This window comes from Paenibacillus farraposensis (assembly GCF_020736845.1).
Lineage (GTDB): Bacteria > Bacillota > Bacilli > Paenibacillales > Paenibacillaceae > Paenibacillus > Paenibacillus farraposensis.
Window position 1 is genome coordinate 403,316 of sequence record NZ_JAFFQR010000112.1, and the last position, 18,514, is coordinate 421,829.

The 18,514-nt window shown below is 35.8% G+C and carries 15 protein-coding genes, 3 pseudogenes and 1 other annotated feature; of the genes and pseudogenes, 4 read left to right on the top strand and 14 right to left on the bottom strand.

Going from position 1 to position 18,514, the window contains the following annotated elements; translation table 11 throughout:
- The 7 genes and pseudogenes from JO375_RS20435 to JO375_RS20465 form a co-directional block, all read right to left on the bottom strand.
- Positions 1 to 555 (bottom strand): annotated as a pseudogene (locus JO375_RS20435) (transcriptional regulator); the annotation flags it as partial.
- Positions 556 to 1,328: 773 nt separating this feature from the next.
- Entirely contained in the window at positions 1,329 to 1,946 is a 618-nt protein-coding gene (locus JO375_RS20440) for a recombinase family protein (RefSeq protein WP_229526188.1), read from the bottom strand.
- Between the two features lie 292 nt (positions 1,947 to 2,238).
- Positions 2,239 to 2,577 (bottom strand): hypothetical protein, encoded by a 339-nt coding sequence (locus JO375_RS20445; protein ID WP_229526189.1) that lies wholly within the window; start codon positions 2,575 to 2,577, stop codon positions 2,239 to 2,241.
- A 181-nt stretch (positions 2,578 to 2,758) separates the two neighbouring features.
- On the bottom strand, positions 2,759 to 3,037 hold the full coding sequence (locus JO375_RS20450) for a hypothetical protein (RefSeq protein ID WP_040101742.1): 279 nt from the start codon (positions 3,035 to 3,037) through the stop codon (positions 2,759 to 2,761).
- Between the two features lie 18 nt (positions 3,038 to 3,055).
- Positions 3,056 to 3,961, bottom strand: coding sequence for a YncE family protein (locus tag JO375_RS20455; RefSeq protein WP_229526190.1), 906 nt, complete (start codon positions 3,959 to 3,961; stop codon positions 3,056 to 3,058).
- Positions 3,962 to 4,014: 53 nt separating this feature from the next.
- The gene (locus JO375_RS20460; protein ID WP_229526191.1) at positions 4,015 to 4,230 is read right to left on the bottom strand and encodes a hypothetical protein; all 216 of its coding nucleotides are present in this window, start codon (positions 4,228 to 4,230) and stop codon (positions 4,015 to 4,017) included.
- 177 nt (positions 4,231 to 4,407) lie between these two features.
- Entirely contained in the window at positions 4,408 to 5,031 is a 624-nt protein-coding gene (locus tag JO375_RS20465; RefSeq protein WP_229526192.1) for a YiiX/YebB-like N1pC/P60 family cysteine hydrolase, read from the bottom strand.
- 1,523 nt (positions 5,032 to 6,554) lie between these two features.
- Between JO375_RS20465 and JO375_RS20470 the strand changes: the two genes are divergently transcribed.
- The 3 genes and pseudogenes from JO375_RS20470 to JO375_RS20480 all read left to right on the top strand — a co-directional run bounded on the left by JO375_RS20470 (position 6,555) and on the right by JO375_RS20480 (position 8,219).
- Positions 6,555 to 6,908 (top strand): helix-turn-helix domain-containing protein, encoded by a 354-nt coding sequence (locus JO375_RS20470; RefSeq protein WP_229526193.1) that lies wholly within the window; start codon positions 6,555 to 6,557, stop codon positions 6,906 to 6,908.
- Positions 6,909 to 7,278: 370 nt separating this feature from the next.
- Positions 7,279 to 7,823 (top strand): annotated as a pseudogene (locus JO375_RS20475) (response regulator transcription factor); the annotation flags it as partial.
- Between the two features lie 126 nt (positions 7,824 to 7,949).
- Positions 7,950 to 8,219, top strand: coding sequence for a histidine kinase dimerization/phospho-acceptor domain-containing protein (locus JO375_RS20480; RefSeq protein WP_229526194.1), 270 nt, complete (start codon positions 7,950 to 7,952; stop codon positions 8,217 to 8,219).
- A gap of 205 nt (positions 8,220 to 8,424) precedes the next feature.
- Here JO375_RS20480 and JO375_RS20485 read toward each other — a convergent pair whose 3' ends face one another.
- From JO375_RS20485 to tyrS, 7 genes and pseudogenes are all read right to left on the bottom strand, one after another.
- Positions 8,425 to 8,739: a YerC/YecD family TrpR-related protein gene (locus JO375_RS20485; protein WP_229526195.1), complete on the bottom strand. Its 315-nt coding sequence runs from the start codon at positions 8,737 to 8,739 to the stop codon at positions 8,425 to 8,427.
- Between the two features lie 145 nt (positions 8,740 to 8,884).
- On the bottom strand, positions 8,885 to 10,261 hold the full coding sequence (gene nhaC, locus JO375_RS20490) for a Na+/H+ antiporter NhaC (protein ID WP_229526196.1): 1,377 nt from the start codon (positions 10,259 to 10,261) through the stop codon (positions 8,885 to 8,887).
- A gap of 95 nt (positions 10,262 to 10,356) precedes the next feature.
- A pseudogene (pdxK, locus tag JO375_RS20495) lies at positions 10,357 to 11,181 on the bottom strand (pyridoxine/pyridoxal/pyridoxamine kinase).
- 92 nt (positions 11,182 to 11,273) lie between these two features.
- The gene (tdc, locus tag JO375_RS20500; RefSeq protein WP_229526197.1) at positions 11,274 to 13,139 is read right to left on the bottom strand and encodes a tyrosine decarboxylase; all 1,866 of its coding nucleotides are present in this window, start codon (positions 13,137 to 13,139) and stop codon (positions 11,274 to 11,276) included.
- Positions 13,140 to 13,191: 52 nt separating this feature from the next.
- Entirely contained in the window at positions 13,192 to 14,610 is a 1,419-nt protein-coding gene (tyrP, locus tag JO375_RS20505) for a tyrosine-tyramine antiporter (RefSeq protein ID WP_229526198.1), read from the bottom strand.
- A 557-nt stretch (positions 14,611 to 15,167) separates the two neighbouring features.
- Positions 15,168 to 15,869 (bottom strand): protein rep, encoded by a 702-nt coding sequence (locus JO375_RS20510; protein ID WP_267497786.1) that lies wholly within the window; start codon positions 15,867 to 15,869, stop codon positions 15,168 to 15,170.
- Between the two features lie 40 nt (positions 15,870 to 15,909).
- Positions 15,910 to 17,172 (bottom strand): tyrosine--tRNA ligase, encoded by a 1,263-nt coding sequence (gene tyrS, locus JO375_RS20515; RefSeq protein WP_229526889.1) that lies wholly within the window; start codon positions 17,170 to 17,172, stop codon positions 15,910 to 15,912.
- Positions 17,173 to 17,275: 103 nt separating this feature from the next.
- Positions 17,276 to 17,497 (bottom strand) — a binding site (T-box leader).
- Between the two features lie 649 nt (positions 17,498 to 18,146).
- Here tyrS and JO375_RS20520 point away from each other — a divergent pair.
- Positions 18,147 to 18,514, top strand: a 368-nt coding sequence (locus tag JO375_RS20520; RefSeq protein WP_229526200.1) for a transposase, incomplete at its 3' end; no start/stop codon positions are given.

Below are 18,514 nucleotides of genomic sequence, written 5' to 3' on the forward strand. Positions count from 1 at the left end.
TAGGCGCTCAACAAAAGCTTCAAATATCGCTGCTGCCCTGACATTTTGTCTTTGATCATCTCCAATCTGAATCTTGAATATACGATAGTGGCAGATGGCTAGGCGTTCAGAGTGCTGATACTTTTCCGTTTCAGCTACGTTCTCATAGAGCAGCAGAACAGCATCATGTCGCCCCTGTGTGAATAAGGTTTCCGCAATCTCGAATAGTTTTGACGAATAGAGTGGATTGTCCATAATGACTCCTACCACTTTGCGGATCGTATCCAACTTGTTCAATTCTACACAGCGATGCAAAAATGGCTCGATTCGTCTCATATTTGGAGGATGGTCGATGATGAAGTTTTCTATAAACAAGTCGTAAAAATGACCTTCTGGTAAGCCCATAGCCTCAGTAATTTGGTCAAGTTGGTTAATGGATATAGGCTTATTTCCTGACACAATGGCACTTACCGCCCCCCTATTCATGCCTGCAATTTTCCCGAATCGTGCTAAGTTCAAACCCTCTTGTTTTAAGTATCTGTCTAATTCTGCCCGAATCGTAGGTGTCATTTCCATAAATAAACCACCCTTTCAACGTAGCTCGATATATGATGCACAGTTAAAAAAATTATGTAATTGCGAAACAGGTAGTAAAATTATTTTTTTATCGCTCATAATTGTACTATATTTTGGCATAAAATCATATACCTTTCATATATGTACTTAAGATATCTTTTTGGATAGTTTACGATGATTTTATGGTTAAAGGTATCATCATTTTCTTATGTATAATTTATTGTGGAGAATCAGAATACAACTCATCTAATACAAAGTCACCAGATTGAATAGTTATGTTCATAATCATTTGTAATTTATCTATGAATTTACTTAGATTCGATGTATAGCATAAAGCAACCTTCACGATATTCGGGATGGTATCGAGCTAAAAATTGGACTGAGTCGGGGAATGGAAGTGCTAGGGGGATATTTATGGAAGTTAAGTGGTAATTTAATTTTTACCATCCCCCCCCCGTGTAGGAAATTTTCCGTATCGGTATCAATAGAGCCGACAGATTCAGGTAGATACAACATTTCGAATATTTTAACAGTCCCCAAATTCGGAGACGACTCCGATTTTCCAAACTGCTCGTATGCTTGAATCGTTCGCTCATATAACTTGAGTGTGGAGATGGATGTGCTACAGCATTATTTGTAAAAAATAGGTGTCGTTTGGGTGTAAAATATCCCCCCTTACTTTAATTAAATGATAGTATATAGATATTAAAAAAAGAAACCTAGACATAATCATCTAGGCCTGTAAGCGTGTACGTAATGTACACATATATAATTTATCCTACTTGTTGCTGCTGTTCATATTCTTTAACTCTACGATAGAACGTGTTAGGCTTCATTTCTACACGCTTCATTGCTTCAACCGCTGTTATGCCGCCTTCCTTCCATTCCTTATACACTGTAATGAACTCCTCGCTTATTGCCTGTTTAGGACGACCAAACACAACGCCATTGTTCTTAGCTGCTGCTATGCCTTCAGTCTGTCTACCGTTGATCTTTTCACGTTCGCGTTCAGCCATGTAGCTGAGTAGTTCAAGCACAATACTGGATATAACCTTCTCTAAGCCATTATGATATTGTCTAGTATCAAGGATAGGCATATCAAGAATAACAATCTGTGCGCCTATCTCATGCGTTATATCTTGCCATTCACGTTTTATTTCTTCTGCATTCCTTCCAAGTCTGTCCAGTTCCTTGATGAACAATATGTCTCCATGTCTAAGCACACTCTTTAATGCCTGATATTGTGGCCTGTCAAAATTCTTGCCGCTTTGCTTATCAATGAAATAGTCACGTTCCATGATACCCAAGTCTTTCATCGCTTCCAATTGTCTAGCCTCGTTCTGATCTTTAGTCGATACTCTTATGTAACCATAGTGTCTAATCTCACTCATATAGATCATCCTTTGCTATGTCATTGATTATATTATAGCAAAACTATGTCAAAATGTATATCAACATTTATGAAATGTTTCGAAATATTTTATATACTATTTGACATGTGTCATAACAACTTATGACACACGCTAGACTACTATTGCAAAAGGTATACTTTATGACACGGTGTTATAATTGTTCTTCAACTGTGAAGAGGAATAAAAAGGGCGACCATAGTCGTCCTAAAGAAATTTAGCTATCGAATTAATATAGAAAGATACCTTTTCAAACTGATCCTTTCCCTATTAACTACTCAATACCTTCTTCCTTAATATAAGTAGCGTCATATGCAACAATCACTTTGGTTTTATCTGTAGTCTCTGAAACATCATAGACCACTTCATTTTGACTAAAGGGATTCTCAGCCTGAAGTGTTTTTGTTTTTACAAACAATCCATCCTTAGTTTTAATCCTATCAGGATGATTAAGTTGTTCTATAACATCTGCGGGAACTGGCTCGTAAGTAACACTTTCCGATTTTCTGAGGGTATCACTATCAGCATTAACATTACTTGTAATAATTCCAGTGAATGCAACAGCACTCACCGTTAAAACAGCCAACACCCATGTTATTTGTTTAACTTTCATAGCAACTCCTTTAATTATTATTTATTTTGTATATCCGTTTCCAGATATATATTTTGCATCAGAGTGATTTCCAATCAGCAAATACACTGGATTGAACGCGAGATATTCATCATTGCCTGTTATACCTAAGTTAATGTGCGAAAAGTTGATTATGGTGACTATTGATAATAGTGTGAAAAAATTAACTCGATTTTCCTAACTGTGAAAACGCCATCTTATAAGCCACAAACGTAATAATTGCGTAGATAAAACCATATAGAATCCAAGCATCTATATTAACTGCAATGGTTTCTAAATTGGTGGCAATAAATATAAGAGGCAGTAACAAGGCTAGAATTAATCCTAAGTAGATGTTTCCTTTGAAATAGGCGAAACATACTCCGATCAAGATTGCCAGAATGGGGCAAAGTAAAAAAGTAGGGAGGAGGGGATTAAGTTTTGGAAATAACCAATAAATCATAATAATCACTCCTTAAAGTTATTTAGTCAGAAAAAAACGAATCATTTCCTTGTTTGATTTAAATGCTAGAGGAATGACATGTAATTCTTTGCCTGTCAATAAGTCATATTCTCTTATTTCCCTTATTCTATCAGCAGGAGAATTTTTGACATAATCATATAGGACAAAAACAGATCCTGCAAGATAGTGTACTCCAGATATTACTCCTTTCTCATTTTGTATTTTTTCGGAGACGGAATTGCTTTGTTTTAATCTCAACTTTTTAGGATTTTTGTTAAGGTCATTGAAAATAGTAAAATTTAAGTCTTCAGAGAGAATATATAATTTATCGTTGTAAATTTGGCTGTCATAAAACAAAAATGAAGTATCTGACAATGATGTTTCACTTTCTAACTTACCATTTTTAGGGTCAATTATCTGCATTATAGGATGAAATTGTGTATCAGATGTATTGCCATCAAGAAATACTATAAGCTTACCTTTAAATATTTGTAGTGATGCTCCATTTTGGCCTATCGGAAAGTATTCTTTTAAACCTTGCAAACGATTTTCTATAGTGAATTGTTTGATCTTCTTTGATGTTTTTAAATCAATGACATAAATACCTACAGAATTATCATTATTGTTCACATATAAAGTGTATGCCATATTATTGTATTCAACGGTCGATAATAAATATCCACTCAAAAGGATATTTCTATATTTCAAATTTTCTTTATCGAAATAAACCAATTCATTGATGTACTGTGTGGGAGAATAACTCGGATTAATACCCACGTTCATGGAGAAAAATAGATGATTGTCGCTTTCTTTTAAAAATGAAGTTCCGATATTTCTATCTTTTCCATACTTATTAGGCCCAAAAAATGGTTGGAAAATTCCATTTTGATTAAGTATGTAATGTCTATTTTTTCGTTCAGACATTAAATAATAGTCATTCTTTACTTTGGCAAAATAATAAAGTGACTGTGCATTAACTAAGTTTTTTTGTCTAAAATTTTGCCTTTATTGCTGTACTTCACAATTTCTGCACCGTCATCCATTGCATTAGAATAAACAACAGTAAATGTCTCGGAGTTTGTTTTATTTTTCAATGAGTGATGTGTTGCAGTAAACCAAAACGTTGAAATGGCTGCTAATCCAAGTAAAAATAAAGTTGCAAAAATAATTTTTATTCTTTTTTTGAAGAGCATAATGTCCCCCTTAGTGAAATCACTCACAGGAAAAAAATATTTATTTCCTGTGAGTGATTAGGTTTGTTAGTTGCTGTAGTATATTGAAGTATTACTAGATTTAGCTATTTCCATTGGGGTAACAACTGGATCTTTTGTTATATAATCAACATCAATCCCTTGAGTTTTCCAAGCCTTCTATACCAACTGTGAACAATAAAATTTATCTTCTCTCCATGGATCAACAAAATTCCAGTTATAGCGTTTTCCAATTTGATTAGCTGCATATTTTGCAGCTCCCCTATATTGTGAACCCGAAGCCCCTTTAACGCTCATTCCATAAACATTTGAGCGACTTCTCCAATCATTTGTGTGATATTGAACTCCATCATCTGGGAAGGATTCTACCGTTTTACCACTTATTAAGGAAACAATAGCAGCATGACCTGGATATCCGAAATCAATTCCCCACGAACCTGCGTTATAGGCAACCAAAATATCTCCAACTGTTCCTAAACTTGATGCTGCTAACCTAGGACTCTCCAAGCTATCAGGGATGGGCGATTGGCTAGTTTTTTGGTCATTCAATGCCTTCTCTTCCAATTCCCCGCTTTTTATGATACGAATATCATTTTCATTGTGCTTACGGAGTAACTCAATATCATTATCAGTCATTCCAGCAGCTTTCATTTTCTGATAAGAATTGTCATTAACACTGAAGGAAGGTGATGTTTCATCGGCGGCATAAATGTTTGCACTGGGAAGAAGAAGGATACTTAGAGCAAGGCTAGCGGAAAAAGCTAAACTAAGAACTTTTTTCATGAATATACCTCCAAATGGGATTTAATTGATATAAAAGAATACTTGTTCAAAGTTTGTCGACATGTTTATCCATACTTCATTTTTTGTCCCTCCATATGAGTCAGAGTCTCGTATGTCTATTTTTTTGGAGAGATTATGTATGTGAAAAATTTAATTAGTTAGCTCCATAAGACAAATAGAAATACGAGCTTACGCAATCACCTTCTAAATAAGAAGTAGCAATTGCGAATACATTGTTTATGTCCGGCAGAGTAACCGTCCAATAACAATCAATTTTTTAAAGATATACATATATTAAAAATTAATTAATTTATAGAAACTTTTTTGCATGAATGTTCACAAAAAAAGTGACTAACAAGGCTGGCAAAGACAAAAGCAGATTATAGCAAATCAAAGGAAAATCTACCCACTAGTTGAATAGATCCATTAAAAATGGATACAATTTCACTTTATTATATAAAATTACCTATCAATATATTGAAATTATATCCAGTAATTCTATCAAAGTCAAATTGATCATTTATTTTCAACACATTTATTATCATGTAGTTTTAACGTAATATTCTGATAAGATAGTAATTAATGGTGAATGTATTATGTTGACGCTGTGTCAACCATTATAGGGACATCGCCAACTTTGGTGACACTATAGAGATAACCCGTATCGACACCCTTATCGAAGCTCAATCGTTAAAATTGATCATATGTTCATAAACTCCTTATTACATATAGCTTTTTGGGTCATAGTTGTTCAAAATTGTCTGAGAATATATTTACATCGTGCTGCATCGAAAAATAGCAAAAGAATAGATAAATAAAGGGATTTATAAAGAATTGCTTTGCATCGTGGTTTCAATCGTAGTTATCGGAGAAAAATGTTCAAAAAAGCTTGATACATCAAGGAATTATTTAATTTTTATTAATTAAATTGTAAAAACTAAAATTCGCAAAATCCATTATTTATCTATACTTTCACGCACAGCAAACACGTATCGTGAATCGTAACAAGAATCGCGGAGTGGAAGTGTTATAATTGTTGTTTTGATATTATCAATAACAATAATTACACACTCTATCATGCTTACACACCTGGACCCTAATACAATTTGTCTCAAGATTGAATCATACAAGCAGCTCACGAACAGTCATTTTCATCCACTGTTTTCTGCTCACCTGATTTCAAAGTATGCTCTCTCGTTCGATCTTCTGGTGGCAAAAGCGCTATTTCGTACAACATTGTCACTCCAATTTGACATTCGGATTGTCATCTGCCCCTAGCTCGTTGAAAACTACGATGAATTTATCAGCTTGTTAGCGTTTCCACTCCTCCGAAAATACCAGTATTGTTGTCCCCTCAACACAATTGTATATTTTCAGCCCTTACACGACTATAAACAGATCCTTATTTTTTATGGACTAATTTGATATTATCATGAGGGAAGAGGTGATGGCTGTGAATCGGGGAATCCGTGGCAGCCTGCGAATATAAGTTCCCCAGCGAGCTTCGCAAAGCCCTTCAATATATGGATCAGAATTTAGAACGGCAAATCAGTATCCCTGATACAGCAGCTCATGTCGGATGGTCCCACGAGCATCTCGCCCGGATGTGTACGAAGCACCTCGGCAATAGTCCCACCAGAGAGCTGCTGATTCGTAGAATGGAGCGAGCCTGCCTGCTGCTCACGACGGAATTTTTCACGATCCAGGAAGTCGCAACTGCCGTCGGATTTGGGGATGCGCTGTATTTCTCCCGCTGTTTCTCCCGGATTAAAGGGATGAATGCAACAGCATACAGGGAACGGTACACAGACCCGCGGATGCATCATATCCCTTTTAACGAAATCCCACAGGACATCCCTTATCCGATTAATACGTAAGTGAATATATGATTGGGAATATTCGTATTAATCTAATCATCAGGCAAATTGATTATAGTTTACGGGTACCTCGCCCGGTTTGTTTGTTGTTTAGCTTAGGCCGATCATCAATATTATTGAAATCTTTTTAAAAATCGCTTAAAAACGCTCCTTCACCAAACTTATTAAGTTTCTATCAGCAGTTCTTCTTGTTGCACACTGTATCTGGGACTTACACTTGGAATCATCCTTCTGATTCATCGAATAAACCAGGGGTTTATTCCAATACTTGAAAAGTGTTCAGCGGCTTCATGGGTATGAACCGTGAATTTTTCGCAAAAGAAATAAAGTACTTTATAATGTAGATAAAGAGTGTTATGGAGGGAAACAAATGGCAAGTCATAAATGGGTTTTAATCATTGACGATGAAGATGATTTAGCACGTCTGATGAAGACAGTTTTGCATAAAGAAGGTATTGCAGACGTTGTAACTGCCGGGACAGTTGCAGAGGGTTGGGACAAGTTTCAGGAGTATAATCCTGAGCTTATATTGCTAGATATTATGCTGCCCGATGGAGAAGGATATGATTTATGCAGGAAAATTCGAGAAACATCAAATGCGCCGATCTTATTTATGTCTGCAAAGGATGAGGAAATAAATAAGCTTTTAGGATTGGCGATAGGTGGCGATGATTATATTACTAAACCGTTCAGTCCGAAAGAAGTCGCTTATCGGGTAAAGGCACAACTGAGAAGGGCTGGCTTTACAGAGGAAAAAAGGTTCCGAAAAGTTTGCAAGTTGGCCCCTTTGAGCTTAGCGCCAATGAGACAGAATTAAAAAAGAATGGAGGAGCCCTTGTGCTTACCGCCAAAGAAGTCGGTTTAATGAGCTGTTTTATGCATCACCCCAATCAGATCATAAGTAAAGAGCCGCTACGTAATGACCTATGACTACACTAAAATTTTTAAAGATGTTAATGCTTTTCTCTCCAACAGCTTAGGGAACGACGTTTTAAGAAAATGCCTACTCCCAAAGGCGTTTATGAAGATGTTTTTCGTAATATGAATGAACTATCTGAAAAGCTCGATCGACATGAAGAGGAACGTAAGCGTCTCGACCAAATGCGTGAGGAATGGATTAGCAATGTTTCGCATGACATGAAAACACCACTTGCCTCTAATCAAGGTTATGCAGAATTTATAAACGACAGTGCCACAGATTTAACAGCCCAAGAATTACAGGAATATACATCAATTATCAAGAATAAATCTATGTATATGAAAGATTTGTTAGATGACCTTAATTTAACGATGCGTTTGCGTAATCACTAGCTATCTTCCAATCGGCTAATTATAAATGCAAAAACACCCGAGAGAGGTCACTTTTCCAATGTGTCCATCTTTCGGGTACAGTTCATACATACACTGCAGTAACTGAGATATCCATCCTTCAAATTAGGCTGTACCATTCTGGACCAAGTTCGCGAGCGGTTGATCGTGAACACCCCGTACCCAGATGGCTCAATCCCGAAACATTTCACTGCAGCGAGGAAGTATTATTTTCCTTCTTCAGACGGTTAAAGAGAACATTATACATATCATTTCCGTCATTTAGGGATCGCTTCGTCCGTGAGATAGTTGCTGATCCTGCACCTGTCTCTACTTCGATTTCTCTGTAAGTATTATTATTATATAGCATTTTGGCTACCTGATATCTCTGAAGTATCGTTCTAATTTCATTTAATGTACATAAGTCATCAAAAAATAAATAACACTCTTCTATGTTTTCAAGCATTAAAATCATCTCAAATAATCCATCAAGGTCTTGGCTACGTAGTTTATCTATTATCATGTATCAACCTCCAATTTCATATTATCACACTTCGTTTTTAAATGTTGCTCTTTCGAGATATTCTCTCTTTAATAAGCATTCATGTAATTTTTTCAAGTAATCTACAAATATTTTATATTTTCTCTGGTATGCAGGACATATAAAATTATTTAGAAGTCGCTTTAGCTGTTTTTTTACCACCCATAAATCCAATCAGAATATTAATAACGGGGGCGGCGATACAATAGATAGCAAATGGAAAATAATCCAATGTACTAACACCTAATGTACCCATAATAAATACACCACTAACTCCCCATGGAACAAGCGCATTGACAGCTGCTCCTGCATTGGCCAAAATTGCTGAAAGATTTGTGGGATTCGAGTTAATTTTATCATATTGGGATTTAAAAGCTTTACCAGGTAAAATAATTGACAAATAAGCTTCGCCGAGAAGGATATTTACTCCTATGGAACTTAAAGCAGTCATTAAGGTTAATTTACCTCTTGTACTAGCATATCTTAGAATTTTTGAAATAATCGTCTCAATAATTTTTAACTCCACGAGTAATCCTCCAAGCGCTAAAGCAAGAAGAATAAGTGAAACCGACCACATCATACTTTGAATGCCGCCTCTAGTAAGTAGTACATCCACACTTGCCACACCTGTTTTTGAAATAAATCCATTTTGCATAATATTGGCTATTGAAGTAAAACTAGTATTTGGAGCATAAATATAACAGACACCAATTGCAGTGACAATGCTTAATAACAGAGTAGGAATTGCAGGTATTTTTCTCCAAGCACACAAGAACAATACCAATACTGGAATTAATGTGATAATTGAATTAGGAAATGCAGTGCGTATTGTATTAACTAACTCATCAATATTATTTCCAGTTGAGATACCGCTAGGGTGACCCATCAATCCGAAAAAAATAATTGAAACAATGATCGAAGGAATAGTAACCCACATCATGTTGCGAATATGATCAAACATATCTACTTCAGCAATGGCAGAAGAAAGGTTGGTTGTATCTGATAAAGGGGAAATGTCGTTACCCAAGAAGGCACCTGAAATAATTGCACCAGCAGTGATTGCTGGATTAAATCCCATGATTTGTCCCATCCCGAAGAGGGCAATACCAACAGTTGAAATCGTTGTCAATGAGCTACCAACGGTTACTCCTAAGATCGCGCAAATAATAAAAACGGAGGGTAAAAAAAATGGTGCGGATAAAATCGAGAATCCATAAACCATGATCGTTGGAATTGTCCCTGCTGCTATCCAGACACTAATTAAGGCCCCTATTAGCATAAATATAAGGATAGGAATGATGCCAGGTTGAATTCCGTTTGTTATTCCATTGTGAATAACATCCCACGAAAAACCTTTAACCACTGCAAATAATATAATAATACCAATTGAAAATAAAATAGGAATTTGAGGAGGCAAACTTAAGCCAATAATACAAATTCCTATAATCGCTAAAATTACAGCTAAAAGAAATATGCCTTCTTTTATAGTTACACTTTTTTTCATAATGACACTCCTTATATTCATGACCATCTAAATGAAGTGTAGTCAAGTTAAGACAAATATTAAGACATAAACAATTTTGAATCTTTAACAGTATTTTAAATATTCAAGCATTGATTCGCTTTATTATAGGCTCCATACCAAACAGGTCCAACGAATCTATTAAAAGCAAAACCATACTTGATACTTTCAGTAGTAAAAACTTTTGCTTTTTCTACTGCTGATTTTACGGATAACCCTTTAGCAAGTCCTGCTGTAATAGCTGCAGCAAATGTACATCCAGCTCCGTGATTATAATTCGTATTTATTTTAGCTAATTCAAATAGTGTAAACTCTGAACCATCATAAAGAAGATCGATCGCTTTATGATCTTCTAGAGATTTCCCTCCTTTAATTACAACATATTTTGTTCCAAGCTCGATAATTTTATAAGCAGCTTCTTTCATGTCAGCAACTGTGCTTAACTTTCTCATGCCAGATAATTAGCATGCTTCAAATAAATTTGGCGTTACTATTGTTGCCTTTGGTACAAGTAGATCGCGAATGGCCCGTCCATTTTCAGGTTGTAATTGTTCATTTTCACCTTTACATACCATAACTGGGTCAATCACTACATTTTTTATTTGATGTATGTCGATGGAATTACGTACAATCTGAATTGTATCGATAGATCCAAGCATGCCTGTTTTCATGGCATCTACGGGCTTACCAGAGAAAACAGTTTTTAATTGAGCTTTCACAAGTTCAGAGTCAATAGGTTCTACATGATGACTCCATTTATTATCCGGGTCCATTGTGACAATGGCAGTGATGGCAGTCAGACCAAAAGTTCCATATTCTTCAAATGTTTCCAAATCTGCTTGAAGGCCTGCCCCGCCACTGGAATCAGAACCGGCAATTGATAATACTTTTTTTATAGTCATTTTTTTCACTCCCAAAAAGTCTTCAAAGTTAAAAAATAGAAGAGATGCGCAAACCTTTTAATAAAGTTACGCATCCCAGCTACTCAATTTAATTACTGTTGTTCGTGCAAATAAATAGCTTCAAGTTTTTCTTGAATCGCCTTTTCAATCTTTTCAGCATACTCTGCGAATACTTCTTTATTATGAGCATATGGCGATAATGCACAAGCACGTAAGACCGTTACTTTAGCTTCACGATTCCATTCAGCTTCGCTAAATCCCAGGCTTTGAACAAATGCCATTGGACTGTTACCATAATCAGGTACAGCAAAATCTGTATGAGAAGTAATGAATTTGTTGTTGTATAATCCACCTTTAACATAGGATGCATAATCAAAGAAATCATGATTTAGTTTATTCATTTTTGCCAAATCAGTATTACCTTCTTCATTAAATACATAATCAACCATGTTAAAGTCAGGTTTTGTTAGTGGGTAAATAGTAATTGTTTTATCGCCAACTTTAAATTGTTTGTTTTTCAAGAATTCATAGAAGCGATAAGCTCCTTCAATACTTGCACCAATCAATTTACCATAACCAGTTACGTTTAATGGTAATACTTTATGAGCTGTCCATACTGCTGCTGCAGTTGCACCTGCTTTGGAACCTTCAAGAATATAAGCACCTAGTAATGCCGGGATATCTGCACCTTTTTCGAATACATATGTTGCGAAGTAAGAGATCGCTTCACGCATTCTAATATCTTTAATAACAATTGCACCAGCAGAGTAAGGAATATAACCCATTTTGTGCGGATCAATTGTAATTGTTTCCGCTTGACTCATAGCTTTAAAGGAATTATAAATGTCTTCAGTTAACCATGCATTATTCTCTGTGAAAATATTATATTTAGCATAAACTTCATCAATTTTATCGAAATCAATAAACTGATCATTTTCGTCTAAGAAGATAGCCCGTGCATATCCACCATAAGCAGCATCCACGTGGATATAGAAGTAAATTCCTTCTTTAGCCAATTTTTCACGAAGTTCTACGATTTTGTCGATACGGTCAACTTGTCCTTCTTCAGTTGTACCAATTACACCGACTACACCAAGAATTGGAATGTTTTGTGCAGCGAGTTCACGGATCCTAGCTTCTAATTTAACAATGTCCATACGATATTCATTATCAACATCGATAGCTTCTACACTATCAAGTCCAATACCAATAATGTCAGCAGCTTTTAACCAAGAGTAATGCTTTGTTTGTGGAATTAACCATTTACCTAATTTGCTAAGATTTTTCCCACTACGTGCAGAGTGAGCTTTGATTTCATCCATTTTCTCAGAAGCTTGATCTAGAATATCAAGAATTGATTCTGTAGACATATTCAGTAATTCCCACTCTGATTTACCCTCTACAAATTCAGGAGCTACTTCCTTAATTGCAAGAGGAAGAGACTTAATGTTTCTTGAATACCATAGACCTTCTAAGTTCGCGATGGAACCATCGGCACATATATGTCCCCAGCTTTCCCCTGCTTTATAGTTCATCAGTTTAGCAAATTCATGTCCACATTCTTCTTCCATTTGGGAAGTACCTGGAGATGATTCATAAGCTACATTATTACCATTCCATAACATTGCAGCTGTATAAGCAATAATCGACGGCATTAAAGTTTCGGAATTCATATGACCCCAGAAACGACCTGCCGAGTGCCAAGGCAACGATTCTGTACGAAGCTTAGAAGATAATTCATTAAACACACTACGTACATAATCAGCCGTTTCTTGAAAGCTTTGTGAGCTTTTATCTTGAGGGGTAATAACAGGCATATCCTGTGGCATATAGTTTTGACGCCAGCCCACATGTTCATCTATGATTTTATTTAAGGATTCTTTAAAAATATCGACATTTTCACCTTTACCGCCTAAGAATAATGCTTTCAAGTTGATGTCTGGTAATGGATAATTCATTTTATTTTCCTCCGGTTCAAAGTACTTAATTTCACAAACTTATTTCTCACAACTAATCAGCTAAATCATTTTTTTTCCATTCTGGCTTTTTAAGCTTGTAAATAATAAGAGCGACCGCAATCATTACAAGTGTAGCTGCGACTTGATAGATCATATATCCTGTGTATTGGCTTGGTTTAAGAATAGATGGTGGAATGATACTCACAATAATCGTGATAATAACACTTAATATAGAAAGAAGTGAGACAAACCACATTAATCCATTCCCTTTGTTACCCAATCTAAAAGGTCTATTCAGTTCAGGCATTTTGTAGCGTAAACGAATAGCTGAGATCGCAATTAACAAATAAACAATACAGTATAAAATAGTTGTTGTGATGGTAATAATTAAGAATGCACTATTAACATCTGGAACAACTACGTAAAGAAATGAAACTAATGAAATAACAATTGCTTGGATCATAACAAAAGTAATTGGAATATCCTTTTTTGTTCTCTTTTGGAATAACTTAGGCAAATTCCCTTCATCAGCAACTTTAATCATTGACTTGCTCGGTCCAAGAACCCATGCACTTAACTGCACTAATACACCAATCAAGATCATAGCTGAGACGATATTAACAAATATAGCTGGAACTCCTAAATCGTTGCAGAAAATAACAAAGGGTTGTGTAATATTAGCAAGTTCCATTTTCCCTTGTGGAACAGCATTAGATACGGTCAACCCAGCAATAAGGTTAAGAATTACAAGTGCAATAACCGAAGAAATTACAGCAATTGGATAGTTGCGCTTTGGATTCTCAATATTGTTCGCATGTACGGATGAAATTTCAACCCCTGCGAAAATAAAGATAATTGCTGATAAATAAGCAACAGTACCTAAATCTTTGAAATTCGGAACTAAATCGCTTGCTTTAAAATGGCCTAAATAGTTATCTGGTTGAATCCCGTGTTTCATCATATAGATAAGACCTAATATGATTAGGAAACCAAATGGAATATAAACACCAATCACTGCTCCCCAATTACCGGCGATTTTAACCATATCAAATTTGAGATTTAATAAGGTTACTCCCCAATAGGAGATTAGAATAATCACAAATATAAAGATATTATTGGAAGAAAGATCTGGTTTGTTAATGACATATCCGAGTAAAATACCTACTGTGGAAGCAACCATTACCATTCCGAAGAACATTTGAACCCATAATAACCACGAGGTAACAAATCCCCATTTTTCTCCCATTGCTTTTTTCACCCAAACTTGAGGTCCACCATCTTCTTGAAACCCTGTTGAAAGTTCAGCTGACATCAATGCAATAGGAAGTGCAAATAATATTGCTGCAACAAGCATATAGAAGATTTGAGTCCAACCTGTAACAGCAAGCGATGGTACGCTACGTACCGTACCAAAGAACGCCATCGTAATACCAATCAATCCGAAAAGGGTTAATTTTTTTGAACTGGCCATGATTACATCCTTCTTTCTTCTTTTTCAATTTCCAAATGGTCAGTTTCTTCAATATTGGAAGTATTGAAAAACAAACTATGAAGGGATATTTTATGCATAATATGCAACAATCCCATTGTCAAAAAGCTGCCTTTCTTAATCCTAAATTTATGTTCAACGTTAATCGATTAACTTACAGGCTCAAGATTACGCCTTCTTTATTGTTTTGTCAATTAGTTAATTAACGTTGATTTAACAACTTATTTTTAGGTTTCTGAAAAACTTATTATTTAACGAATTAAAGCTTTTATTGACTTATGGATAAATTCATTAATGGTTTTATGCTTTTATAATTTAAATCATAAAAGAATAGTGGATTAATTGGTTTTGTATAAATGTTGTTTTTATACATCTTTTATACATCTTTTATACATATTTTTTACAATTTTGTTTTAGTAGAAGATTATATGGAATAATTAGTTTCTTACTGCTTGAAAGAATACACAAAAAGAAGAGTGACCTCTTGCGTCACTCTTCGCTATAGAAAGATCATCAGTTATGATGTTCTCCCTTCTTTATTATTTTAAATTGGAAAAGGGGTTGTTCTCTTTAAATCTAAAGCCTGGGTGCCATTCTAACATATTCTCAAATGCACAATTGGCAATTGAATCTTTTACATCGAATCGATCCATGTCTAGATCAAAGGCTTGATCCGATTCTATTTGATCCATTACATCTTTTAATAATTTGCTGTATCCTATTAATCTTCGTGATTCAAGTTGTGGGTTAAAGTTAACAGGAATCTTAGTATTTTCTATATCATGAAGGATAGATAAACCCTGTTCCATTTTAAGAACAATACGATGATCATCCTTTTTAGAACTAACTACTTTCATCTTCACAAATAAGTTATTTTCCCTATTCAATGCCTTACTCCACAAGGAGACCCAGTTATCATGCTTGATATAATATCTACCTTGAAAATAACTTTTGATCATTGGAAGTAAGACATAGATTCTAGGATAATATAGGTCACCTGATTTCACGATATCTAACATTCTAAAATAACCAAGTGAAGCTTGCGCTATACTCTTATACTTAAACAAACGATTAAATCCAATTAATATATGATCTAACTCTTTATTGATATTCTCTTCCGTTACATTATCTAAACCAAGCTCGACTATCAACCAGTTGACAGGTTTCTCTTTATTAACCTGTGTTATCAAGTAATGATTATAATATGCTAATTGTAGCGATCTCTTCCATGATACCAGCAATGGTTATTCCCACCTCCCCCATGAAAATAGCTACGATATGCTATTCCCCTAATTTCACAAGGCTGTAGCTCTTTTTACCTTTACGAATAATGATAAACCGACCATCAAATGTTTTGTCCATGGTCACATCCATGTTTACATCATCCACTCGTTCACCATTCATGGAAATAGCTCCATTTACAATATCTTCTCTTGCCTGACGCTTAGAAGGTTCAATACCTACATCCACTAACCAATCCACAATATTCTTAATTTCTTTTGTAGCTTGGAAAGTAGGCATTTCTTTAAATCCTTGCTCAATTTCATCTGTTGTTAATGATTTAATATCTCCACTGAATAAGGCTTCCGAAATTTTAATTGCTTGTACTAAAGCTTCTTCACTGTGAACGAATCTTGTCATCTCTCCAGCAAGTACTCGTTGTGCTTCACGTTTACCAGGTTCTGTTTTAACTTTATTCTCTAATTCACCAATCACATCTTTAGTTAAGAATGTGAAGAATTTCAGGTATCTAATAACATCACGATCATCTGTATTCACCCAGAATTGGAAGAATTCAAACGGTGTTGTTTTCTTAGGATCTAGCCAGATAGCCCCGCCTGCTGTTTTACCAAATTTTGTACCATCCGCTTTTAGCATTAATGGAATTGTTAACCCGAACGCCTTCGCATTTGGACCTTCTTTTTTACGAATCAAGTCTAGGCCACTTGTAATGTTACCCCATTGATCGGCTCCACCAATTTGTAATTGAACATTTTCTTCTTTAAACAAATGATGAAAGTCCATTGACTGAAGAATTTGGTATGAGAATTCGGTAAATGAAATCCCACTATCTAGACGACTTGCAACAATATCTTTGGCCAGCATCGCATTGACGCTAAAGTTTTTGCCATAATCACGTAAGAAATCGATGATGTTTATTTTATGAGTCCAGTCAAAATTGTTTACCATTGCCAGTTTATTGTCGCTGTCTGTTTCAAATAACTTTTTCATTTGTACTGTTAGCGCGTTAACATTATCTTGCACTTGTTCTAATGTTTGTAGTTGACGTTCTGTTTGACGTCCACTTGGATCACCGATTGTACCTGTTGCTCCACCAATTAAGATAACGGGATGATGTCCAAATAATTGAAAACGTTTCATCATCATGAACGGAATTAAATGTCCGATATGCATGCTGTCACCCGTTGGATCTACACCGCAGTATAAGGCGATCTTTTTCTCACTAACTAATTCGCGTAATCCTTCTGCATCTGTCTGTTGGTTAATCGCGTCGCGCCATTCCAGCTCATCTATAATGTTCATGTTATTCATGGTCACCCAGCTCCTTTGGTTTTAAAATATGGTTAATCTCTTATACGTAAGGCAACGTCAGTCCATAAAAAAAATCGTCCCTATGTCAACTAGACATAGGGACGATTAATTAACCGTGTTACCACCCAAATTGCATAAATAGTGCTGCAGTCACTATTCATACCACTCTTAGCAATGATATCGATTGCCAGTTCGCTTAGTGTTACCTAAGATACTCCAGAGTGTAATTCACAAGACTGTTTGTACTAGGTCGCATCATCCCCTAGTTTTCTGATTAACAGTGACAGCTTGCTACTAATTCCTTCGACGTATACCGTGTATAAGATTAACCATAATATAGACAATAAAAATGAGCTTGTCAATTAACAGTTTCCATATTGGCAAATTCTTCTGAATTAACCGCGATAGTCCCGACCGTAAACGCCTTAAAAAGCTGATCGGCAGTCTGCGTGAGACGTGTGTGAAAAAGCCGCTTGGTCATTAAAATTTGTCTGGATTTTTATGGAAAAATTGTAATAGCTTCAAACTTCCACTGACCATAAAGAAGAGATGTCCTCCCTATAATATGCCGTCTACACATAATAAGGCGCTTATGCTTCCCACATGTTTCTGGTTGACCTAATATTACGAAAAACTATCCTTCGCCCTTGACACAGCCACGTTTAACACTTTAGTGAAATCCTGTGATAAGCGAGCAATCAGTAGTGAACTAAATCGTACTATGGGAGTTTAATGATGGACGAAAAATTCAAAGTTTTACAATAGATATTCCCATGTAAAATATTGTATTATGGCATGTATTCGCCATTCGGGAGAAGATCGTGGAAAGCTAGAATCAGCGCTTATTTTTAAAGACGGATTGTAATATGAAGTGCGACAGCTGCTAAGAGAATAAAAAATGGCCCATGGCTGATTCGTGTTGAATGAAGTTACCACACACCATTCACAGAAAAGAGGTCTTCCCTATGAATCATTTTACAACAGATTTAGTCCAAGCTCTAGTCACCAAACAGGATGTTACTCAGGTTTTCCGTGATCACTTGGAAAAAGCCATGAACCACCTGCTTCAAACGGAGTTAACGGCCTTTCTGGATTACGAAAAGTACGATCGTGCCGGAGTCAATTCAGGGAACTCTCGCAATGGAGCATACTCCCGTACGATTCATACCGAATACGGGGATCTGTGCCTTAGCATCCCAAGGGATCGTAACGGTGAGTTTAAACAGCAGACCGTGGCTCCTTATAAGAGTTCCAATGACACCCTGGAGTCCTTTGTCATCCACATGTTCCAAAAGGGCGTAACGATGACTGAGATTTCAGACCTGCTCGAAAA